General features: G+C 75.2%; 21 protein-coding genes. 14 read left to right on the top strand and 7 right to left on the bottom strand.

What is annotated here, in order from left to right; translation table 11 throughout:
- Positions 1-29 precede the first annotated feature (29 nt).
- Entirely contained in the window at positions 30-998 is a 969-nt protein-coding gene (locus ACUW6W_RS02630) for a metallophosphoesterase (protein ID WP_036338244.1), read from the bottom strand.
- 5 nt (positions 999-1,003) lie between these two features.
- A complete protein-coding gene (locus tag ACUW6W_RS02635) occupies positions 1,004-3,187 on the bottom strand; it encodes a transglycosylase domain-containing protein (RefSeq protein ID WP_063189865.1) in 2,184 nt (727 codons plus the stop codon).
- A gap of 68 nt (positions 3,188-3,255) precedes the next feature.
- Here ACUW6W_RS02635 and ACUW6W_RS02640 point away from each other — a divergent pair, with 68 nt between their 5' ends.
- Genes ACUW6W_RS02640 through ACUW6W_RS02650 form a run of 3 tightly spaced genes read left to right on the top strand, consistent with a single transcriptional unit; the run spans position 3,256 to position 4,812 of the window.
- Positions 3,256-3,423 carry a DUF4177 domain-containing protein gene (locus ACUW6W_RS02640; protein WP_010080276.1) on the top strand — a complete coding sequence of 56 codons (168 nt, stop codon included), beginning with the start codon at positions 3,256-3,258 and terminating at the stop codon, positions 3,421-3,423.
- Positions 3,420-3,920 carry a RidA family protein gene (locus ACUW6W_RS02645; RefSeq protein ID WP_020628330.1) on the top strand — a complete coding sequence of 167 codons (501 nt, stop codon included), beginning with the start codon at positions 3,420-3,422 and terminating at the stop codon, positions 3,918-3,920. The genes ACUW6W_RS02640 and ACUW6W_RS02645 overlap by 4 nt, the downstream gene beginning before the upstream one ends.
- A complete protein-coding gene (locus ACUW6W_RS02650; RefSeq protein ID WP_063189863.1) occupies positions 3,910-4,812 on the top strand; it encodes an NUDIX hydrolase in 903 nt (300 codons plus the stop codon). The genes ACUW6W_RS02645 and ACUW6W_RS02650 overlap by 11 nt, the downstream gene beginning before the upstream one ends.
- A 35-nt stretch (positions 4,813-4,847) precedes the next feature.
- Here ACUW6W_RS02650 and ACUW6W_RS02655 read toward each other — a convergent pair whose 3' ends face one another.
- A complete protein-coding gene (locus tag ACUW6W_RS02655) occupies positions 4,848-5,525 on the bottom strand; it encodes a Crp/Fnr family transcriptional regulator (protein WP_002854021.1) in 678 nt (225 codons plus the stop codon).
- A gap of 174 nt (positions 5,526-5,699) precedes the next feature.
- Between ACUW6W_RS02655 and ACUW6W_RS02660 the strand changes: the two genes are divergently transcribed.
- From ACUW6W_RS02660 to ACUW6W_RS02675, 4 genes are all read left to right on the top strand, one after another.
- A complete protein-coding gene (locus tag ACUW6W_RS02660; RefSeq protein ID WP_063189861.1) occupies positions 5,700-7,073 on the top strand; it encodes a CvpA family protein in 1,374 nt (457 codons plus the stop codon).
- A 119-nt stretch (positions 7,074-7,192) separates the two neighbouring features.
- The gene (locus ACUW6W_RS02665; RefSeq protein ID WP_063189859.1) at positions 7,193-8,836 is read left to right on the top strand and encodes a sodium-dependent transporter; all 1,644 of its coding nucleotides are present in this window, start codon (positions 7,193-7,195) and stop codon (positions 8,834-8,836) included.
- A 3-nt stretch (positions 8,837-8,839) separates the two neighbouring features.
- Positions 8,840-9,025: a methionine/alanine import family NSS transporter small subunit gene (locus ACUW6W_RS02670; protein WP_063189857.1), complete on the top strand. Its 186-nt coding sequence runs from the start codon at positions 8,840-8,842 to the stop codon at positions 9,023-9,025.
- Complete coding sequence (locus ACUW6W_RS02675) at positions 8,997-9,467, top strand: GntR family transcriptional regulator (protein WP_063189855.1); 471 nt, start codon at positions 8,997-8,999, stop codon at positions 9,465-9,467. Before ACUW6W_RS02670 ends, ACUW6W_RS02675 begins: the two co-directional genes overlap by 29 nt.
- Before the next feature lie 75 nt (positions 9,468-9,542).
- Here the strand turns inward: ACUW6W_RS02675 and acs are convergent, their stop codons facing one another.
- Entirely contained in the window at positions 9,543-11,483 is a 1,941-nt protein-coding gene (gene acs, locus ACUW6W_RS02680) for an acetate--CoA ligase (RefSeq protein ID WP_044658877.1), read from the bottom strand.
- A 234-nt stretch (positions 11,484-11,717) separates the two neighbouring features.
- Between acs and nth the strand changes: the two genes are divergently transcribed.
- On the top strand, positions 11,718-12,524 hold the full coding sequence (nth, locus tag ACUW6W_RS02685) for an endonuclease III (RefSeq protein WP_063190172.1): 807 nt from the start codon (positions 11,718-11,720) through the stop codon (positions 12,522-12,524).
- A 17-nt stretch (positions 12,525-12,541) separates the two neighbouring features.
- Here nth and ACUW6W_RS02690 read toward each other — a convergent pair whose 3' ends face one another.
- Complete coding sequence (locus ACUW6W_RS02690; RefSeq protein WP_063190171.1) at positions 12,542-13,747, bottom strand: NAD(P)-binding domain-containing protein; 1,206 nt, start codon at positions 13,745-13,747, stop codon at positions 12,542-12,544.
- A gap of 36 nt (positions 13,748-13,783) precedes the next feature.
- Here ACUW6W_RS02690 and ACUW6W_RS02695 point away from each other — a divergent pair, with 36 nt between their 5' ends.
- From ACUW6W_RS02695 to ACUW6W_RS02720, 6 genes are all read left to right on the top strand, one after another.
- Positions 13,784-14,593, top strand: a complete 810-nt coding sequence (locus ACUW6W_RS02695; protein ID WP_063190170.1) for an NUDIX hydrolase — start codon at positions 13,784-13,786, stop codon at positions 14,591-14,593.
- 158 nt (positions 14,594-14,751) lie between these two features.
- Entirely contained in the window at positions 14,752-16,074 is a 1,323-nt protein-coding gene (locus ACUW6W_RS02700) for a CpaF family protein (protein WP_145951058.1), read from the top strand.
- The gene (locus tag ACUW6W_RS02705; RefSeq protein WP_260844530.1) at positions 16,071-17,198 is read left to right on the top strand and encodes a type II secretion system F family protein; all 1,128 of its coding nucleotides are present in this window, start codon (positions 16,071-16,073) and stop codon (positions 17,196-17,198) included. Before ACUW6W_RS02700 ends, ACUW6W_RS02705 begins: the two co-directional genes overlap by 4 nt.
- Positions 17,199-17,374: 176 nt before the next feature.
- Positions 17,375-17,608, top strand: a complete 234-nt coding sequence (locus ACUW6W_RS02710; protein ID WP_049147913.1) for a DUF4244 domain-containing protein — start codon at positions 17,375-17,377, stop codon at positions 17,606-17,608.
- Entirely contained in the window at positions 17,601-18,053 is a 453-nt protein-coding gene (locus ACUW6W_RS02715; RefSeq protein WP_049147914.1) for a TadE family type IV pilus minor pilin, read from the top strand. The genes ACUW6W_RS02710 and ACUW6W_RS02715 overlap by 8 nt, the downstream gene beginning before the upstream one ends.
- Entirely contained in the window at positions 18,050-18,505 is a 456-nt protein-coding gene (locus ACUW6W_RS02720; protein ID WP_049147915.1) for an Rv3654c family TadE-like protein, read from the top strand. The genes ACUW6W_RS02715 and ACUW6W_RS02720 overlap by 4 nt, the downstream gene beginning before the upstream one ends.
- On the opposite strand, the gene ACUW6W_RS02725 is transcribed toward ACUW6W_RS02720, so the two are convergent.
- Both ACUW6W_RS02725 and ACUW6W_RS02730 read right to left on the bottom strand, forming a co-directional pair.
- The gene (locus tag ACUW6W_RS02725; RefSeq protein WP_113913826.1) at positions 18,409-21,021 is read right to left on the bottom strand and encodes a DEAD/DEAH box helicase; all 2,613 of its coding nucleotides are present in this window, start codon (positions 21,019-21,021) and stop codon (positions 18,409-18,411) included. The genes ACUW6W_RS02720 and ACUW6W_RS02725 overlap by 97 nt on opposite strands.
- Positions 21,018-21,791: a GNAT family N-acetyltransferase gene (locus ACUW6W_RS02730; protein WP_101967387.1), complete on the bottom strand. Its 774-nt coding sequence runs from the start codon at positions 21,789-21,791 to the stop codon at positions 21,018-21,020. Before ACUW6W_RS02730 ends, ACUW6W_RS02725 begins: the two co-directional genes overlap by 4 nt.
- Positions 21,792-21,859: the final 68 nt, after the last annotated feature.

A 21,859-nucleotide genomic window follows, 5' to 3' on the forward strand; every position in this document is an offset into this window, starting at 1 on the left:
TACCCGCGGCCCCGGACGGGACAGGCGGCTCAGCCCCGCGGGACCAGGTCCAGCACCACGGCCTCGGGCCGGCACGCGAACCGCACGGGCGCGGACGGCGCGGTCCCCAGGCCGGCCGACACCTCGAGGGGGACGGTCCGCCCCGCGGCCGTCCACGTCGAGACCCCGGAGGCCTGTCGGCGCGGCAGGTCGCAGTTGGTGACGAGCGCACCGAGGAACGGCACGCACACCTGCCCGCCGTGGGTGTGGCCGGCGAGCAGCAGGTCGGCGCCGTCGGCGGTCATGGCGTCCAGCACGCGGCGGTACGGGGCGTGGGTGACGCCCAGCCGGAACCGCCCGTCGTCACCGGGCCGCCCGGCGTTCTCGTCGGGTGCGGCGCCGGGGAAGCCGGCCCAGGCGTCCAGACCGAGGTGCGGGTCGTCGGTGCCGGCGGCGAGGACCTCGAGCGTGGTCCCGGCGCGGGTCGGCACGGCCAGGGCGGCGCCCCGGTTCGTCAGGTCGGCCCAGCCGGCGGCGCGGAACGCGCCGAACAGGACGTCGGAGGGAAGCCGGGGCCGGTCCTCGTCCATGCGCGAGGGGCCCGCGAAGTACCGCAGGGGGTTGGCCGCCTTGGGCGCGTAGTAGTCGTTGGAGCCGGGCACGAACACGCCGGGCCGCGCCAGCAGCGGCCCGAGCGCGTCGAGCACGAGCGGCACCGACGCCGCGGCGGACACGTTGTCTCCCGTGTTGACCACGAGGTCAGGCTCGAGTGCATCCAGCCCGCGCAGCCACGCCCGCTTGGCCCGGTGCCGGGGCAGCAGGTGGATGTCCGAGAGGTGCAGCACCCGCAACGGCGCCGACCCGGCCGGCAGCACGGCCAGTCGGTGCGTGCGCACCGTCCGGGCCTCAGCCTCGGCGAGGCCCCAGGCCAGGCCGAGGCCCGCCGTCGCGGCCATCCCGACGGCGGCAGGCGCTGCGGAACGGAGCATGCGGCGGGTGGGGGAGGCGGCGGGGGGCATCGCGGTCAGAAGCCCGGGACCGCCTCGGGCAACGGCCCGCCTCGGTCCAGGTCGTCGATGTGGAACTGGCGTCCGTCCGGGTGCTCGCCGGCCTCGCCCGGGTCCTCCGACTGCGGGCCGTCCCACTCGGGCAGTTCACCCGGCGGGAACTTCTCCTTGGCCAACTGGTTGTACTCGAGCCAGGACGGGCCGTTGATGGAGGTCGAGTAGAACGGGTTGCGGACCTCGCCGTTGACGGTCTCGCCCGTCATGGACTTCAGGTTGTTGTAGCGGCCGGTCCACACGGCGGTGGCCAGCTCGCTGGTGAATCCGACGAACCACGTGGAGGACACGTTGTCGTTCGTGCCCGTCTTGCCGCCGAACTCGTAGCCGGCGCCCTCCTCGGCGATGTTGAAGCCGGCGATGTGGCGCAGGACCGGCATCAGCTCCCGGACGTGGTCCGGGTCGATGACCTGGTCGCACTGAGGGTCGGCGACGTCGTACTGGTTGCCGACGGTGTCCGTGACCTCCAGGATGGCGCGCGGCTCGCAGTACAGGCCGTTCGCGGCGATGGCGGCGTACGCGCCGGCCAAGGACAGCGGGGCCACCGAGTCCTTGCCGAGCAGGAAGGACGGGTCGTCCGGCTGCAGCGGGGAGCTGTCCAGGGCGCGGGTGATGCCCAGCTGGGTGGTGAGGCTCGTGATGTCGCACAGGTCCAGCTGGTACGCGGTGGCGACGGTCGGGGTGTTCACGGACCAGAAGAGGCCCTCGTCCACGCGCACCTGCCGCAGCATGCCCGGGATCACGTTCTTGAACTGCCAGGTGCCGCCGATCGTGGTGTAGCCGCCCGGGCGGCACGAGGCAGCGAACCGCGTGCCCGTGGGGTAGACGTTCCGGGAGGCGTCCACGGAGTCGACCAGGCGGTTGCCGTTGCGCAGCCACGTCAGTGCCACGAAGGGCTTGAGCGTGGAGCCGGCCTGGAAGCCCTGGCCGCCACCCCACTGCTTGTCCACGTTGAAGTTCAGCGAGGTGTGGCCGAGCTCGTCCTGGATGGCGTACTCGGTGTTCTGGGCCATGGTGCGGATGTTGCCGGTGCCGGCCTCCACCGAGGTGAGCGCGTGGCCGGCGCCCAGCGACTCGTTGTTGGGCACCGAGGCGCGCAGGTTCTTCTCGGTCTCCTTCTGGAGCGTCGAGTCGATCGTTGTGCGGATGGTGAGTCCGCCGCGGTCCAGCAGGGCCTGGCGGGACTGGACGTCCGGGCCGAACGTGGGGTCGGCGAGGATCTGCCGCTCCACGTAGTCGCAGAAGTAGGTGCCGAACTTGGCGTAGAGGCAGCCCGAGGGGCGGGACTCCATGACCACCTCCATCGGCTGGGCGACGGCGTGGTCGTACTCCTCCTGGGAGAGGTAGCCGTTGTCCTTCATCGCGTTCAGCACGAGGTTGCGCCGCTCCGTGGCCTCCTCCGGGTTGCGGGCCGGGTTGAACCGGGTGGGGGACTGGACCATGCCGGCCAGCGTGGCGGCCTCCCAGCTCTCCAGGTCGGCGGCGGACTTGCCGAACACGTACTGCGAGGCAGCCTCGACCCCGTAGGCGCGGCCGGAGAACAGCACGATGTTGAGGTAGCCCTCGAGGATCTCGTCCTTCGACATCTGCTTCTCGACGGCGACGGCGAGCTTGATCTCCTTGACCTTGTCCGCGATGTTCTTGGAGCCGGAGAGGGTGAGGCGGGAGTCGCCGCGGATCTGCTGCACGTTCACCAGCATGTTGTTCACGAACTGCTGGGTGAGGGTGGAGGCGCCCTGCGTGGAGTCGGAGGTGGCGTTGTTGACGGTCGCGCGAATGAGGCCGCGCGCGTCCACGCCGTCGTGATCGTAGAAGCGCTCGTCCTCGATGGCCACGATCGCGTGCTGCATGTGCTTTGAGATCTTGTCCAGTGGGACCGGGGTGCGGTTCTCCTCATAGAAGACGGCGATCTCCTCACCGTCCTCCGAGAGGATGCGCGACGGGACGGACACCGGCTCCGCGGGCAGCTCGTCCGGCAGCTCGTCCAGCATCTCCCGACCCGACGCGGCGGCGACACCGGCCAGGCCCGCGACGGGCAGCAGGAGGGCCGCCACGAGCAGGCCAGCCAGCGCCGAGAGGCCCACGAAGGCGAGGAGGCGGCCGAGGGCGCTCGAGGGCGCGGGGAAGCGGGTCGTGCGGGAGGCCATGGGCGCGAGTGTAGCGCGGGCACCTGGGACCTCTTCCGGGGTCCGCGCCGGTGGCTAGGGTGGGTCCCATGACTCAGCAGACGCAGTGGGAGTACGCCACGATCCCCCTCCTCATCCACGCGACCAAGCAGATCCTCGACCAGTGGGGCGAGGACGGCTGGGAGCTCGTCACGGTGATCCCGGGCCCCGAGGGGAACAACCCCGTGGCCTACCTCAAGCGTCCGAAGGCGGCGTGAACGTGACGGAGCAGTCCTCGGCCCCCACCTGGGGCGACGGCGCCGTCGCGGCCCGCCTCGCGGAGCTCGGCATCGACCGACCCGCCGTCGCGGCGCCGGTCGGCTCCTACGTCCCGGCCCTGCGGGACGGCGACCTCGTGCTGACCTCCGGCCAGCTCCCCTTCGTGGCCGGCGCCCTGCCCGCCACCGGCAAGGTGGGCGCGGAGGTCACCCCCGAACGCGCCCAGGAGCTCGCGCGAGCATGCGCCGTGAACGCGGTGGCCGCGGTGCACGAGCTGGTGGGCGACCTGGACCGGGTCGCCCAGGTCGTCAAGGTCGTCGGCTTCGTGGCCTCCGACCCCGCGTTCACCGGTCAGCCCGGCGTGGTGAACGGCGCCTCGGACGTGCTGGCCGAGATCTTCGGCGAGGCCGGCCGCCACGCGCGCTCCGCCGTCGGCGTGGCCGTGCTGCCCATGGACGCTCCCGTCGAGGTGGAGATCACCGTCCGTGTCCGCTGACCCGGCCGGCCTGCTGCTGCCGGTCCCGGGGCAGGAGGAGGACCTCACCCGCCAGTGGCTGGACCGGCGCTTCCGCCAGGTCCGCCCCGCCCGGCCCGGGTCGTCCGTCGTGCTCGTGCGGGACGGCGACGACGGCCCGGAGGTCTTCCTCCGTCACCGCGCGGGACGCACCCCGCTCGGCCGCGTGGGTCTGCCCGGCGGCGCGCTCATCGAGTCCGACGCCGACTCCTGCCCGTGGTACGGGCCCGAGCCCTCCCAGTGGGCCCGCACGTTCGGGACCACGGACCGGCGGCGTGCGCGGCAGCACGTGGTGGCCGCCGTCCGTGAGCTCCACGACGAGGCCGGAGTGCTCCTCGCCGGTCGCTCCGACACGGACGTCGTGTCCACGGCGCGCATCGAGACCTGGGGCGGGGGCCGCAGCTCCCTCGAGGAGGGCTCGGAGAGTCTGCCCCATCTGCTGGCCGCGCGTGGCCTCGGGGTGCGCGCCGACCTGCTGCGCCCCGTCATGCGCTGGCGATCCGCGCCCCACGTCCACCGACGCTTCGACACGGCCGTGTTCGCCACGATGACCCCACCGCTGCAGTCCGCGCCGGCATCCGAGGAACCCGGTCCCGAACTTCAGGCGTGGGTGTCCGCGCGTCGCGCGCTCGCCGGCCCGCTGCGGCTGCCCGGACCCGCCGGGGCGGAGGGCACGGCACCCTTCGACCAGGTGGCGACCCCGCTGACGCAGGTGATCGTGCGTCGGGTCGCGGCACACCGGACGGCCGCCGCCTTCCTGCTCTCCGTCACGCCCTGTGCCCGGCGCGGCCCCGTGCCGGAATACCACCTGGTCACCGAGGCCGGCGACGACGGCACCCCCCGGATGCGCGTGAAGCGGGCCACCCGGGACTGACCGGGGTGGCCCGCTCCACGGCAGGGCGGGGGGCGTCAGCGCGAACGCTGACGCAGACGCTGCAGGTCCAGGATGACCACGGCGCGGTTCTCCAGGCGGATCCAGCCGCGCTGGACGAACTCGGCCAGGGCCTTGTTCACGGTCTCGCGGGACGCGCCCACCAGCTGGGCGAGCTCCTCCTGCGTGAGGTCGTGCGCCACCAGCAGGCCGTCCGCGGCCGGCCGGCCGAAGCGGTCCGCGAGGTCCAGGAGCGCCTTGGCCACGCGGCCCGGCACGTCCGAGAACACCAGGTCCGCCAGGGACTCGTTGGTCTTGGACAGGCGCTGGGCCAGGGCCTGGAGCAGCTGGACCGACACATCCGGCGACGAGGCGATGGCGCGGCGCAGGTTCTCATGGCGCAGACCGGCCAGGCGCGTGGCGGACACCGCGGTGGCGGTGGCGTTGCGCGGGGCGGGGTTGAACAGGGCCATCTCGCCGAAGATCTCGCCGGGGCCGAGCACGGCCACGAGGTTCTCGCGGCCGTCCGAAGCGGTGCGGCCGAGCTTGATCTTGCCGGACATGATCACGTACAGCTGATCGCCCTGGTCGCCCTCGTGGAACGCGGACGCGCCGCGGGAGAGCTCCACCTCGGTCAGCTCCGAGGTGAGGATGGCGAACACCTCGTCGTCCAGGTTGGTGAACAGCGGAGCCTTCCGCAGAACCTCGAGATCCATGTGTGCGTGTCCTCTCTGTGGCCAGTTCCTCACACCGCGGCGGAGGAGCCGCCCGGTTCACTGGCGTCCATTGTGCCCCATACCCCCGTGCGGGCCGATACCCTGGATCCTCCACCGGGTGCGCGGGCCGTCCCCGTGCGTGGCCGGTGCCGTCACATCCGAAGGAGGTCGCCCATGCCGCTGGGTCTGACGTGGCTGGACGTCCTGCTCATCGTCGCGCTCGCGATGCTCCTGGTCCAGGGTCACCGTCGCGGCCTGTGGGTGGTGCTGGGCAACCTCGTCGGCCTGGTCGGCGGCGCCGCGATCGCGTTCTACGCCCTGCCTGAGGTGGCGAAGTTCGTCACCGCGCCGCAGTGGCGGTGGGCCGCGCTGATCGCCACCCTCGTCGTGCTCGTGGCGGCGGGCCAGTACGTGGGCGCCGCCATCGGCGAGGCGATCCGGTTGCGCGTGAACCTGCCGGCGCTGCGACTCGTCGACCGCCTGCTCGGCGCGCTCGCCACCGGTCTCGCGGGCGCCCTCGTCCTCTGGCTCGTGGCGTTCTCCATCGCGGCCTCCGGCTCCACCGCGGTCACCCGTGAGGTGACCCGCTCGCGGGTGATCGCAGCGCTGGACACCGTGATGCCCGACTCGCTCCTGGCCTGGGCCGCCCGCTCGCGTTCCGCCGTCGCCGACCTGGACGTGCTGCCGGAGCTCGAGCTGCCCGCCCCCGTCCCGGAGACCGACGACGGCGTCCGCGCCGCTCCGGCCCCGGCCGCGACGCCGGGTCTGCCCTCGGCCGCCTCCTCCCCGTCCGCCCCGCCCGCGACGTCCGCCGCGGCGACCCCCGAGGAGCCCGACGACGCCGCCGCGGCCTCGTCGTCCACGTCCGCCGCGCCGTCGGCCACGACGACCGCCCCCGCCTCGTCGACGTCGACGGCCGCCCCCTCGACTCCCGCCGCCTCCTCGGCGTCGGCCGCCGTCGTCCGGCTGACCGGGACGGCCGCGCAGTGCAACCAGGTGCAGAGCGGCTCGGGCGTGGCCGTGGCCCCGGACCGCGTGCTCACGAACGCGCACGTGGTCCTCGGCGTGGACGCCCCCACCGTGACGGACCGCGCCCGCGGCGTGCACGCGGCGCGGATCGTCCACCTGGACACGGCGCACGACCTCGCCGTCCTGGCGGTCGACGACGCGGACCTGCCCGTCATGCCGGTCGGGGCCGAGCTGACGGGCGGCGCGTCGGCCTCCGTCCTGGGGTACCCCGACGGCGGCCCGTTCGCCTCCACCCCCGCGACCGTGCAGGCTGTCGGCGAGGTGCCGCTCGGCGACGTCCTGACCGGGGCCGCGAGCATGGTGGACGTCTACACCCTCGCGGCGGACATCCGCCACGGCTACTCGGGCGGCCCGGTGGTGGACGCCGCCGGGAACCTGGCCGGTCTGGTGTTCGCCCGGGCCCCGGGCTCGGACGCCGTCGGCTACGCCCTGACGGCGGACACCATCGCCCCCGTCGTCGCCGCGGCCCCGGGGATGACAGCCACGGTCCCCTCGGGGGACTGCGTCCCGGGCGGCTGAGCCGGCGCCGCGCCACGCGCCTGACGCCCGCATTCCGGACCGGACTGTCCGGTAACGGCCCGCGTCGACTATTGTGGCATCCGTCACACTCGAGTTTCCCCGACCCTCGGAGGTCCTGCATGTCCAGCACCGTCTCCGCGCCCGCCACGGCGCCGAAGCGCACCCGGGAGGAGTTCACCGGCCGGTGGGCCTTCATCCTGGCGGCCATCGGCTCCGCCGTGGGCCTCGGCAACATCTGGCGCTTCCCCTACGTCGCCTATGAGAACGGCGGTGGCGCGTTCGTCATCCCCTACCTGATCGCGCTGCTCACGGCGGGCATCCCGCTGCTGTTCTTCGACTACGCGATCGGCCACCGCTTCCGCGGCTCCGCGCCTCTGGCGTTCCGGCGCCTGTCCCGGTGGACCGAGACCGTCGGCTGGTGGCAGGTGCTCATCTGCGTCGTCATCGGGATCTACTACGCCGCGATCATCGGCTGGGCGATCATGTACACCTGGTTCTCCGTGGACCAGCGGTGGGGCGAGGACCCGGAGACCTTCCTCATGGGCGACTACCTGCGGGTCGCCGACGACCCGTCCCCGTCCTTCGACTTCGTCTCGGGCGTCTTCTGGCCCATGCTCGCCGTCTGGGTGATCACGCTGCTCATCATGGGCTTCGGCGTGCGCCGGGGCGTGGCCCTGGCCTCGATGGTCGGCATCCCGCTGCTCATCGTGATGTTCCTGATCCTCGTCGGCATCGCCCTCACCCTGCCGGGCGCCGCCCAGGGCCTGGACGCCCTGTTCACGCCGAACTGGGCCGCGCTCGCTGACCCCGGCGTCTGGATCGCCGCCTACGGCCAGATCTTCTTCTCGCTGTCCGTCGGTTTCGGCATCATGATCACCTACGCCTCCTACCTCAACCGCCGGACGAACCTTACCGGCTCCGGCCTGGTCGTCGGCTTCTCCAACTCGGGCTTCGAGATCCTAGCCGGCATCGGCGTGTTCTCCGCCCTGGGCTTCATGGCGCAGGCCTCCGGCGTGTCCGTGTCCGAGGTGGCCGGCAGCGGCATCGGCCTGGCGTTCATCGCCTTCCCCACCCTGATCTCGCAGGCCCCGCTCGGCGCCCTGATCGGCGTGCTGTTCTTCGGCTCGCTCGTGGTCGCCGGCTTCACCTCGCTGATCTCGATCCTCGAGGTCGTCATCTCCGCCGTGAAGGACAAGCTCGGCTGGGGCCGCTGGACGGCCACGATCGTCGTGATCGGCCTGTCCGGGGTGGTCTCCCTCGCCCTGTTCTCCACCACCACGGGCCTGCAGATGCTCGACACCATGGACGCGTTCGCCAACAACTTCGGCATCGTGGGCGCGGCGCTCCTGTCGGTGCTCCTGGTCACCGGCGCACTGGGCTCGGCCCGCCGCATCACGGCGCACCTCAACGCCGTCTCCTCCTTCAAGGTCGGCCGCGGGTACGTGCTGCTGATCGGCGTGCTCATGCCGATCGTGCTCGCCTACATCTGGCTCTCCTGGATCATGAAGGTGATCGCGGAGGGCTATGAGGGCTACCCGGGCGACTTCCTCGGCGTCTTCGGCTGGGGCATCGCGCTCGGCTCCGTCGCCCTGGCCGTCCTGCTCTCCCTGATCCCGTGGTCCCGCAAGTCCAACCTCTACGCGGAGGACCTGGACAGCGAGATCCACGGCGACCTCATCCCGCACAACGCCGTGCCCGAGGGCACCGTCCCCACCGGCGCCCTGCCGGTGGTGCCCGCGGCCACCACCCGGAAGGAGCTCTGACCGATGAGCACCGCAGCGATCGTCATGATGTCCCTGGCCATCCTCCTGGTGTGGGGCGGCCTCGCGGTCTCCGCCATCCACCTGCTCCGCCACCCGGACGACTCCTCGGGCGACCTCGCCATCGAGGACGAGCTGGCCCCCGCCGTGCGGGAGCGCGAGGATGGCCGTCTCGACGCGCGGCACCGGTGAGTCGATGAGGCTCCCCGGTCCGTTCGCGGCGGCCCCGGTCGCCGACGGGGCCGCGGGCGTGGTCTCCGCCTCCCTGCCGGTCGTGGCGGTGGACGCGAGCCTGCCGGCCCCGCCCTACCGGCAGATCGTGGACGCGGTCCTGGCCGGCGTCGCCTCCGGATCCCTGGCCCGCGGGGACCGACTGCCGCCCGTGCGCGTGCTCGCCGCCGAGCTCGGCGTGGCACCGGGCACCGTGGCCCGGGCCTACAAGGAGCTCGAGGCGCACGGCACCATCCGCACCCGGGGTCGCGCGGGCACGTTCGTGGCCGCCTCGGCGGACGCCCGCGCCGACGCCGCGCACCAGGCCGTGCGGCGCTGTCTGGACACCCTGCTCGAGCGCCTCGGGTACACGCCCGACGAGGCCGTGGAGCTGGTCCGCCGGGACGCGGCCGCCCGCGCCTGAGGCGGGCCCGCCCACCGACGACGCCGCCCCGGACCGCACGCAGCGTGCGGTCCGGGGCGGCGTCGTCGTGCCGGCTCAGGCCTTCGGGGCGAGCGTCTCCACGATGCGCTGCATGACCGTGGGGTCGGCCAGCGTGGTGGAGTCGCCCGGGTCGCGGCCCTCGGCCACGTCCTTGAGCAGACGGCGCATGATCTTGCCGGAGCGCGTCTTGGGCAGCTCGGGGACCACGAGCACGCGCTTGGGCTTGGCGATGGGTCCGATGTCCTTGCCCACGTGCTGCCGCAGCTCCTCCTCGACCTCGGCGACGTCGCGGTCGGCCGCGACGGCGACCGCGGTGAGCAGGACGAACGCCACGACCGCCTCGCCCGTGGTCTCATCCTTCGCGCCGACCACCGCGGACTCGGCCACGGACGGGTGCGCCACGAGGGAGGACTCGATCTCGGTGGTGGACAGGCGGTGGCCGGAGACGTTCATGACGTCGTCCACGCGGCCCAGCAGCCAGATGTCGCCGTCCTCGTCGTAGCGGGCGCCGTCGCCGGCGAAGTACATGCCGGGGAAGCGGGACCAGTAGGTCTCCTTGAAGCGCTCCCGGTCGCCCCAGATGCCGCGCAGCATGGACGGCCACGGCTCGCGCACCACGAGGAAGCCCGCGCTCGTGTCCGTCATGGGCTCGCCGAGCTCGTCCACGACCTCCAGCACGACGCCGGGCACCGGCCTCTGGGCGGAACCGGGCTTGAGGGTGGTCACGCCGGGCAGCGGGGTGAGCATGTGGGCGCCTGTCTCGGTCTGCCACCAGGTGTCCACGATGGGGCAGCGGCCGGCGCCGATGACCTCGTGGTACCAGCGCCAGGCCTCCGGGTTGATGGCCTCGCCCACGGAGCCGAGCACGCGCAGGCTGGAGAGGTCGTACTCGTCCGGGATGTGCCGGCCCCACTTCATGAACGTGCGGATCGCCGTCGGCGCCGTGTAGAGGATGCTCACGCCGTACTTCTGCACGATCTCCCACCAGCGGCCCTGGTGCGGGGAGTCCGGGGTGCCCTCGTAGATCACCTGGGTGGCGCCGTTGACCAGCGGCGCATAGGCGACGTAGGAGTGCCCGGTGACCCAGCCGACGTCGGCGGTGCACCAGAAGACGTCCGACTCCGGGTGCAGGTCGAAGGTGTCGTGGTGGGTGGCCGCGGCCTGCACGAGGTAGCCGCCGGTGGTGTGCAGGATGCCCTTCGGCTTCCCGGTGGTACCGGAGGTGTAGAGGATGTAGAGCGGGTGCTCGGCGTCGTGCCACACGAGCTCGTGCTCGTCGGACTGGGCGTCCACGACGTCGTGCCACCACAGGTCGCGGCCCTCGGTCATCTCGACCTCGGCCTCGTTGCGGCGGACCACGAGCACGTGCTCGGCCGTGTGGCCGGGCGCGGAGAGGGCCTGGTCCACGGCGGGCTTGAGCATGGAGGGCTTGCCGCGGCGGAAGGAGCCGTCGGCCGTGACGACGAGCTTGGCCTCGGCGTCGTCCACGCGGGAGCGCAGGGCGTCGGAGGAGAAGCCGCCGAAGACCACGGAGTGGACCGCGCCGATGCGCGCGCACGCGAGCATCGTGATGACGGCCTCGGGGATCATCGGCAGGTAGACGGCCACGCGGTCGCCCTTGGTCACGCCGAGGGACTCGAACGCGTTGGCGGCGCGCCGGACCTCGGCGGCCAGGTCGGCGTAGGTGTAGGTGCGGGTGTCACCGGGCTCGCCCTCGAAGTGGATGGCCACGCGGTCGCCGTGGCCGGCCTCGACGTGGCGGTCCAGGGCGTTGTACGCGGCGTTGGTGGTGCCGCCGACGAACCACTTCGCGAAGGGTGCATCGGACCAGTCCAGGACGTCGGTGAAGTCCTGCTCCCAGTGCAGGACCTCGCGGGCGCGGCGGGCCCAATAGGCCAGGCGGTCCTCGGCGGCCTCCTCGTACAGGTCGGCTCCGGCCACCGCCTGGGCGGCGAACTCGGCCGGGGGCGGGAACGTGGGGATCTGCTCGTCCATCGACGGGGTCCTTTCGGGGTGGTGCGGTCGGTGCGAGACGCGGATGTGACGCGTCCCACACTAGTCTCCCGCCTCAGCATGCCGCGCGCGGCGTCGTCGCCACAAATCTTCGGGTCCTGTGTGTCGCATCGCGCCCGGAAGCGGGGGCCGACCCCGGTGTGGACGTCGGCACGCGCCCCGCTCCCTAGGATGGTCGGACCTGAGCGGATCGCACGAGGGCGGGAGGACGCGCGGATGGAGACGGAGCCGACGGACACGCCGACCGGGGAGACCCGGCTGGCCCTGGTGCGCCGGGCGCGGCGGATCAACCGGATCCTGGCCGAGACGTACCCGTACGCCGTCGCCGAGCTGGACTTCGAGACGCCGTTCGAGCTGCTCGTGGCCACGGTGCTGTCCGCCCAGACCACCGACGTGCGGGTCAACGCGGCCACGCCGGCGCTGTTCGCCCGCTTCCCGGACGCCCACGCGATGGCCGCGGCCACCGAGCCCGAGCTGCAGGAGCTCGTGCGCTCCACGGGGTTCTACCGGAACAAGGCCTCCGCGATCCTGCGGCTGTCCCAGGAGCTCGTGGCCCGGCACGACGGCGAGGTCCCCGCCCGTCTCGAGGACCTCGTGGCGCTGCCCGGGGTGGGCCGCAAGACCGCGTTCGTGGTGCTCGGCAACGCCTTCGGCCAGCCCGGGATCACCGTGGACACGCACGTCGGCCGGCTCGCCCGGCGCCTGGGGTTCACGGACGAGACCGACCCGGTGAAGGTCGAGCACGCCGTGGGCGCCCTGTTCCCGCGCCGGGACTGGACGATGCTCTCCCACCGGCTGATCTTCCACGGCCGCCGCGTGTGCCACGCGCGCCGCCCGGCGTGCGGGGCGTGCCCGATCGCCCGCTGGTGCCCGTCCTACGGCGAGGGGGAGACCGACCCCGAGCGGGCGCGCGCCCTGCTGGCCTACGAGCTCAAGCCCGGCCGGGAGGAGCTGCTCGAGCTCCTGCGCGCGGGGCGGACGCGCCGGGAGCTGCGCGCCCTCGGCCACGGGCTGGAGGCCTGAGCGCCCGGCCTGCCCGCTCAGCCTTCGGTGAGACCCGCGAGGATCGCGGCGACCGCCCGGCGCGCGTGAGCCCCCACGCCCGCGAGCGTGGCCGAGGCGGCCCCGCACCAGTCGTCGTAGCCGAGCAGGTGCAGCCCCGGCACGTCCACCGAGGCGGTCGGCAGTGCACGCTCCGTCGCCGGCGCCCCGGAGGGGTGGCGGGTCAGCTCGAGGCCCCGCAGATGGCGCAGGTCCGCCCGGAAGCTCGTGCACCAGACGATGTCGTCCACCGGGTGCTCGGCGCCGCGCACCCGGGCCGCGGCGCGGTTGGCGGCGGGCCAGCCGTGGCTCGCGCCGGCGTCGTGGTCCCAGCGGACGCCGTCCGGCGTGAGCGCGGTGGGCGCGGGGACCGCGTGGAGCCCGGCCCCGTCGCGGGCGCGGATCACCGAGGGCACCATGACGATGTCCCCGAGGTCGCCCACGCGCGCCTCGGAGCGGCCCAGCACGCGCGCCGAGGCCCGATCGAAGAGCACCCGCCCGTCCACGTCGTCCGGCATGAACCGGGGCGGACGCCGGGTGGCCCACGTGGTGGCGACACCCGCCAGCAGCAGGTCCGCCGCGATCTGGGCGCCCGAGTTGCCGCCGCCCACCACGAGGACGTGCCGCCCGGTGAACGCGTCGGGGGAGCGGTACGCGGCGGAATGCCGCTGCGTGCCGCCGAAGTGGTCGACGCCCGGGAGGGCCGGCAAGAACGGGCGGGTGAACGAGCCGGTGGCGGAGACCACCGCGCGGGCGCTCAGGGCCGTGCCGTCCTCGAGCCGCAGGGTGAACGGAGGGGACGCGGCGGCGTCGTGCGTCACCTCCGCGACACGCACGCCCCGGCGCACCGGCAGCCCGTAGCGGTCCTCGTAGTCGGCCAGGTAGGCGACGACGTGCCCGGCGTCCGGGGTGCCGGGGCCGGGCGACGGCGGCATGGGTCGGCCCGGCAGGGAGGAGTGCTCGGCGGGGGAGAACAGGCGCAGGGAGTCCCAGTGGTGCGGCCACGCGCCGCCGGGCTGGGCGGAGGCGTCGAGCAGGACGAACGACGGCGGCGGGCCCGGCCGGCGCCCGCGGCCGACGTCCCGCGCGGCCCGCGCCAGGAAGTAGCCGGCCGCCAGTCCGGCCTGGCCGGCGCCGATCACCGCGACGTCCACCGGATCCGAGGACGCGGTGGCCGCTGGGGGCGAGGTCAGGGGAGCCGTCATGCCCCGAGGCTACGACCGGCGGCTAGCGTGGGGGCCATGCCTGAGACCCCCGCGAGCCCCCGCCCGACCTCCCGCGACGCCGCCGGGACGTCCGAGGCGTCGCTGACGGGTGCGCGGGACCAGCTGGCGGACCTCGTGGCCCGGTGGGGCACGGCCCCTGCGGACGCGCCCGGTCACCACGACCCGGCCTCGCTCACCACAATCCCGCCCGAGGCCGTGCCGATGTGGGGCTTCGACTGGCCCCGGTCCGGCGATCCGCGCCCCTCCGCCGTGCTGATCCTGTTCGGCGCCCTCGACGACGTCCCCGCCCGTCACGACGCCGAGCGCGTGCACCCGCACGTGGACGTGCTGCTGACCCAGCGCGCCGCCACCCTGCGCCAGCACGCCGGGCAGATCGCGTTCCCCGGCGGTCGCGTCGACCCCGAGGACGCCGACGTCGTGGCCACGGCCCTGCGCGAGGCGCAGGAGGAGACCGGCTTGGACCCGGCCGGCGTGGAGGTCCTGGGCGTGCTGCCGGCGGTGCCGGTGGTGGTCTCGGGGCACGTGGTGCACCCGGTGCTCGGGTGGTGGCGGGACCCCAGTCGCGTGGCGGTGGTCGACCAGGCCGAGGCCGCGGCCGTGTTCCGGATGCCGGTCGCGGACCTGGTGGACCCCGCGAACCGGTGCCGCGTGGCCCGGCCCGGCGGCCGCCGCGGCGAGACGCCGGGCTTCCTCGTGGGCGAGCGCCTGGTGTGGGGGTTCACGGCGGCGCTGCTGGACCGTGTGCTGGCACTGCTGGGCTGGGACGTGCCGTGGAACGACTCCCGCGTGCGTGACGCGCGGACCCACCGGATCCTGCGCGGCTGACGGCTGCGCGCCGCCGCCCGCTCCTGCACAGGCGCCGGTGGGCGGGCCCGTGTCCCCAGCGGCGGGGCCGGGGGCGCAGGCGCCCGGGCGGGACGGTGGACTGGACGGGCCGGCGGCCGCGGACCGCGGCCGCCGCCCCGACCCGCAGGAGGCCCGCCATGCGCCCGTTCGTCCCCGCCGCCCCGGCCCGCCCGCCCCGGGGCCGCCGCCGCCCCGCCCCGCCCGAGGGCAGCCGACGGTTCCCGTGGCCCCGCACTGACCCGGCCGAGCCGGAACGCACGCAGGTCGCCGCGCCGCCGCTGGCCGCACCCGCAGCGGGCCCCGGCGGGCTGGACGCCGCCGTCGTGCGCCGGCGCGTGGCCGAGGCCCGTGCGTCGGCCGCAGACGGGGCGGAGCTGCCGCTGGTCCCGCTGATCGCCGAGGCCCTCGACGCGCCGATCGACGACCCGCGCGTGGCGGCGCTGGTCGATGAGCTCGACGGCTTCGGCCCGCTCGCACCCTGGGTGCGCACCCCGGGCGTGACCGACGTGCTCGTGGACGGCGCGGGCGCGGTGTGGACCGACGGGGACGAGGGCCTCGTCCGCCGCCCCGGTCGGCTCGACCCCGAGACCGCCCGGGCGCTCGCGGTGCGGCTGCTGCACCGGGCCGGCCGCCGCCTCGACGCGGCGGTGCCGCTGGCCGACGCCCGCGTGGGCGGCGTGCGCGTCCACGCGGTCCTGCCCCCGGTCAGCGGCGGCGGCACTTTGCTGAGCCTGCGGATCCCGGCCGCGACGACGCCGTCGCTGACCGCGCTGGCCGACGGCTGGCCGGACGGCGCCCTCTGGGCCGACGCCCTCGAGGCGCTCGTGTGCGACCGTGCCACCGTCCTGGTCAGCGGCGCGACCGGGGCGGGCAAGACCACGCTGCTCTCCGCGGCCCTCGGCCGGGTGCCGGGGGACGAACGGATCGTCGTCGTGGAGGACACGGCCGAGGCCGCGCCCGATCACCCGCACGTGGTCGCACTGCAGTGCCGCGCCGCCAACGCGGAGGGCGCCGGCGAGGTCGGACTGGCCGAGCTCGTCCGCCACGCGCTGCGGATGCGGCCGGACCGGCTCGTGGTCGGCGAGTGCCGCGGCGCCGAGGTGGCCGACGTCCTCACCGCCCTGAACACGGGACATCAGGGTGCGTGGGGCACCCTGCACGCCAACGCCGCCGCCGAGGTGCCCGCCCGGCTGACGGCCATGGCCTCCCTGGCCGGCTGGCGGCCCGAGACGGTGGCCGCGCAGGCCCGCGCCGGCGTGGACGCCGTGCTGCACATCGCCCGCGACGGCCACGGGCGGCATCCAGTCGAACTCGCCGTCCCGGACCCGCGCGCCGACGGGTTCGCCCTGCTGCCCGCCCTCACGTGGCGGCCCGGGACGGAGGCGGCGGGTGGGCGGACCGTCGAGGGACCCGGCGTGCCCGCGCTCGCGGCCCGGCTGGCGGGGCGGTGCGGCCGGTGAGCACGACGACGGCGGCCGGGCAGGCACGACGGTCGCGCGCTGGGCGTGCCGAGCCGCTGCTGCCCTGGTGGGCGGGGCGGGCGAGGCCGGAGGAGGAGACGGAGGTGCTCGTCGGCGCGCTGCGCCGCTGGGCCGCCCTCGTCGCGGCCGGCCTGACCGAGGAGCAGGCCTGGCGGGAGACCGCGTGCACCCTGCCCGCCTGCGGGTCGGGCCCGGGCGAGGCGGGTGCCGCATGCTGTGCCCATCACCGCGCCCGACGCCGGGCCGAGGCGCTGGCCTGGGATGTGCCGGCGTCGCATGCGCCGACCGGGGAGGCGGCGCGCGGCGGCGGGACCCTGCCCTGGCGGACCCCCGCACGGGACCCGGGCTGGGCGCTGGTCGACGCGGCGCTCGCGGCCGGGGCCCGGGCGGGTGCCGCTCCCGCTGCCGTGGCCCGGCGGCTGGCCCACAGTCTCGAGGCGGACGTGGACGCGGCCCGGGCCCGCCGCTCGGCCGCGGCGGGGCCGGGCGCGACGTCCCGACTGCTGCAGTGGCTGCCCCTGGGCGGCCTCGGCCTCGCGTGGCTGCTCGGCACCTCCCCGTGGGACCTGGCCCGCTCGCCCTTCGGTGCCGTGGTCGCCGCGGTGGGGCTGCTGTTCTGGCTGGCCGGGCGGTCCTGGACGCGCCTGCTGCTGCGTGCTGCCGCGCGCGAACCGGCGGCGGTGGGCGCCGCCGTCGTGCTGGACGTGTTGGCGGCGCTGCTCAGCGCCGGCCGATCCCTGCCCGCCGCGCTGGACGACCTCGGCCGAACCCTGCCGGGCGCCCGCGGCCTGCGCGCCACGGCGGCGCTGCTGCTCTGGGGCCGGGACTGGGACGAGGCGTGGGCGGGGCTCGACACGGACCCGGTGTGGATCGAGACCGCCGCCCGGCTGCGGCCGCTGCACCGGTCCGGGATGGCCGGCGCCCGCACGCTGGCCGAGACCGCCGCCGCCGTCCGTCAGCAGACCCGGCGGGCCGATGAACGGGCGGCCGAGGAGCTCGCCGTGCGCCTGGTGATGCCGCTGGGGCTGTGCCTGCTGCCGGCCTTCGTGTGCTGGGGCGTGGTGCCCGTCGTCATGGCCCTGCTCGGGGCGGGACCGGGCTGAGGCGGCGGCGACGCCGGGGCGTCCGGTCCTGCACAGGGCCCCGATCGCCCCGGCCCATCCCCGGATCCGCGCCGCCCCCGGCGCGCGAGCCCCGGAGCGGGCCAGCCTGGGACCAGCGGCCCGGCCGGGCCGTCATCACCGCCCCGCACCGCGGGGCCCACTCCAGGAGGACCACCATGACCCACCGCTCCCACTCCGCCCAGCCCGCCGTCACCCGCCCGAGCGGCCGCAATCGCCTCGCGCGCGTCGTCGACGCCGCGGGCGAGGAGACCGGCGCGATCACGGCCGAGTACGGCATCCTCACGCTCGCCGCCGTGGGCTTCGCGGGCGTGCTGGCCGTCGTGCTCACCAGCCCGGACGTGCAGTCGCTGCTCGTGGACCTCGTCTCCGGGGCGCTCCAGCGTGACTGAGCACCCGACCTCCGCCTCGCCGTCCGGGCGCCGCACGGGCGCCCGGACGGCGGGGCGGCCCCGCGCGCTCCGGGGCGGCGAGACCGGGGCCGTCACGGCCGAGTACGCGGTGCTGCTGCCCGTGATCGCGTTCGTGCTCGTGTCCGTCCTGCTGGCCGGGGCCGCCGCGGTGCAGCAGGTGCGGGGTCAGGACGCGGCGGCGTCGGCCGCCCGCATCCTCGCCCGGGGCGACGACGAGGCGGCGGCCCGGGACGCCGTGGCGCGCATGGCCGGCGACGACGCCTCGCTCTCGCACACCGTCGAGGGCGGGTGGGTGACCGTCGAGGTCGTCCAGCCCGGCCCCGGGCCGCTCGCCTGGGCCGAGGTGCTCACCCTCACCGCGCACGCCGCCGCCCCCGACCAGCGGCCCGGAACGCCCGCCGCCGGGCCGGAGGACCGGTCATGACCCGTGGGAGGGCGCCCGCGCGGGGCGAACGCGGCTCGGGCACCGTGTCCGTCCTGGGCACGGCCGCTCTGGGGGCGGGGCTGCTGCTGGCTGTCGCGGCGCTGGGGCAGGCCTCGGCCACCGGCTCCCGGGCGGCCGGGGCTGCCGATCTGGCGGCGCTCGCCGCCTCCGACGCCCGGCGCGGGCTCTCCGACCACGAGCCGTGCGTGCTGGCCGGGCGGACCGCCGAACGCAACGGGGCCGCCGTCGTGGCGTGCGAGGTGCGCGAGGACGGGACCGTGCGCGTCGCGGTCGAGCTCGCCCGCGCCCCGCTGCCGGCGGCCACGGCCGATGCCGTCGCGGGTCCGCCGCGGTCTCAGGCCCCGGGCGCCGCGTCCGTGGCCCCGCCGGAGGACCCGCCGGAGGCGCCGCCGCCCGAGCCGTCGGTCGAGGCGTCCGCCGGGACGAGGTGATCGGCGTGGTCCATCAGGAACCGCAGGACGGTCAGCGCGCCGGCCTTGTCCAGTGGGCTGTTGCGGTTGCCGCACTTGGGGGACTGCACGCAGGACGGGCAGCCCTCCGCGCACTCGCAGGCCGCGATGGCCCCCGCCGTCGCCTCGACCCAGCGTCGCGCCTGCTCGAAGCCGCGTTCGGCGAAGCCCGCCCCGCCGGGCCGGCCGTCGTAGACGAACACGGCGGGGGAGCCGGTGTCCGGGTGCAGGACCATCGAGACGCCTCCGATGTCCCAGCGGTCGTTCGAGGCGACGAGCGGCATCATGCCGATCATCGCGTGCTCGGCCGCGTGCAGGGCGCCGGGAAGGCGATCCGTGGTCAGTCCCGCGGCGATGAGCTCGTCCGAGGCCGCCTGGAACCACACCGCCGAGGTGAACAGGTCCCGCGCCGGCAGGTCGAGGGGCTCCTCGCCGAGCACCTCCCCGGAGGCCAGGGCCTTGCGCTGGAAGGACACCACCTGGGTGCGGACCTGCACATCCCCGAGGCACCAGCGCAGGGTGCCCTCCCGCGCGTCCAGGCGGCGGTGCACCGCCACGATCTCGACCTCCGTGACGTCCCGGGCCTGCGTGGTGAAGTCCGGCCAGGCGCGCGTGACCACCACCGCGTGCGCGTCCTCGTCCAGCTCCTCCACGAGGTACGTGCGGTCCTGGTGCACGTACACCGCGCCGGGATGCGCCTGGTAGTGGGTCTGGGGCGAGTCCATCGTGCCCAGCAGGGCACCGGACTCGGCGTCGATGATGTCCATGGGCCCGCCGCCGTCGTCCCGCAGGGAGACCATGCCGGCGGCGTGCTCGGGGTGCGTCCAGAACCAGCCGGCCGGCCGGCGGCGCAGCAGCCCCTGCTCGACCAGCACGTCCAGCAGGGCGCGCACCCGCTCCGGCTCCCCGAACCAGCCGAACGCCTCGGGCGTGATCGGCAGCTCCGCGGCGGCCGCGCACAGCTGGGGGCCGAGCAGGTGCGGGTTCTCCGGGTCCACCACGGTGTCCTCCACGCCCAGGTCGAACACGGCCTCCGGGTGGTCCACCACGAACGTGTCCAGGGGGTCGTCCGAGGCCACGAAGAACGCGAGCGCGTCCTGGCCGCCGCGCCCGGCGCGGCCGATCTGCTGGAAGAACGACGCGCGGGTGCCCGGCCAGCCGGCCACCACCACCGCGTCCAGCCCCGCGACGTCGATGCCCATCTCCAGCGCCGGCGTCGAGGCCATGCCCAGCAGCCGACCCGAGCGCAGGTCCGCCTCCAGCTCCCGCCGCTCCTCGGGCAGATAGCCCGAGCGGTAGGCCGCGATCCGCGTGCCGAGCCCCGGCTCGACCTCCTCGAGCTGCCGCTTGGCCGCGCTGGCGATGGCCTCGGCCCCGCGCCGCGAGCGGATGAACGCCAGCGTGCGCACCTGCTGCAGGGCCAGGTCCGTGACCAGGTCGGCGGCGGCGGCCATCGCCGAGCGGCGGACGGGCGCGCCGTTCTCGCCCCGACGGTCCGTCAGCTCCGGCTCCCAGAACGCCACCGTGACCGCCCCGTGCGGGGACGCGTCCTCGGTGACGGCCGTGGCCGGCGCCCCGATCAGTCGGGCGAAGTGCCCGGCCGGATCCGCCGACGTCGCCGACGCCCCGATGAACACGGTCTCCGGACGGTCCCCGCGGTAGTGGGCGGCGATGCGCCGCAGCCGGCGCAGCAGGATGCCCACCTGCGAGCCGAAGACGCCCCGGTAGGTGTGCGACTCGTCCACCACCACGAACGCGAGGTTCCGGAAGAACGCGGCCCACCGCTCGTGGTGCGGCAGGATCCCCACGTGGAGCATGTCCGGGTTGGTCATGAGCACGGTGGCGTGCTCGCGGGCCCAGATCCGGTCCTGCGGTGCGGTGTCGCCGTCGTAGGGGGCCGCGCGCAGCCCCGGGGCGCCGTCCCGCTCGAGGGCGCGCCAGGAGGTCAGCTGGTCCGCCGCGAGGGCCTTGGTGGGGGCGAGGTAGAGCGCGGTGGCCCGGGGGTCGGCGGCCAGCCGGGTGCCGACCGCCAGCTGGTAGCCCAGCGACTTGCCCGACGCCGTGCCCGTGGCGAGCACGGTGTGCGTCCCCGCGCCGGCCAGGGCCGCGGCGCGCACCTGGTGCAGCCACGGCCGCTCGACGCCGCGCGCCGCGAACGCCCCGACCAGGCCCTCCGGAGCGTCCGCGGGCCAGTCCGTGTGCCGGGCCTGCCGTGCGGGCAGCTCGGTGACGTGGCGGATCTGCTCGGGCAGCCCGGTCCGGCCCAGCGCCGCACGGAGTCCGGCCCCCGCCGGGATGTCCGGGCGCAGGTCGCCGGGTGCCGTGACGGACAGCCCGGCCACGACGTCGGCCACCATCTCACCGACGGGCTGCGGCTCCGGTCCGGAGGAGTCCGGGGCGGCGTCGTCGACGGGCGGCGCGGCGTCCGCCGTGCCGGGCGGCCCCCAGCCGCCCGCGGGATCCGCCCAGGGATCGTGCTCCGGGAGGTGGCCGGTCACGCCCCCATGGTGCCGGTGTGCTCGGCGGTGGGGTTGTCCTCGGCCAGGCCGCGACCCCAGATGGACACGGGGCCGAGGTCGGTCCAGGCCAGGTGGCGGTACAGCTTCTGCCCGTCCGGGGAGGCGACGAGCAGGCCGCGGCTGATCTCACCCTCGCTCATGACCTCGGAGGTGAGATAGCGCATCACGAGGGAGCCGAGGCCGCGACGACGGTGGTTCGGGGACGTCCAGATCCGGTCGTAGACGGCGGTGCCGTCCTCCTCGGTGACCCAGCCGAGGGCGGCGAGCTCCTCCTCGCCCTCCGGCGCGGTCGAGGCGCCGACGGCCAGGATGCGCAGGCGACGACTGCCCTCCATCGGCTGGTCCACGCGGGCCTCATAGCCCTCGGGCAGCAGCGGGGGCTCCACGTCCTGCAGCTCGGGGTCCATGTCCATGGTCATGAAGCGCTCCGGCTCGGCCTGGGCCTTCAGACCCATGGCCTTGGGGTCCTCGCCGGCGTCGCCGAACACGGTGAGCAGGATCTGCTCCTGGTCCCGCACCGCCTCGCGCAGGTCCTCCAGCTCCGCGCGGGAGGGGTTCACCACCACGTGCTCCCACGTGGCCGGCACATCCACCGTGGCGCGACCGGAGCCGCCGGGGATCATGTGGGCGGGGCGGGGGGTGCGCAGGGCCGCGCGTCGCCCCGCCTCCTGGCTGACGCGGTAGCCGCGCGATCGCGACCAGGCCGCGAACCAGATGTCGACCAGTGCCGGATCCAGATGCTCAGTCATGTCTGAAGGGTAAGGCGTGAGGCCGGTGCGGGCCAGGCCCCGCCCGTCCCTCACGGCCGTCACGTCCG

The sequence above is a fragment of the Micrococcus sp. 093350064-1 genome (assembly GCF_053627955.1).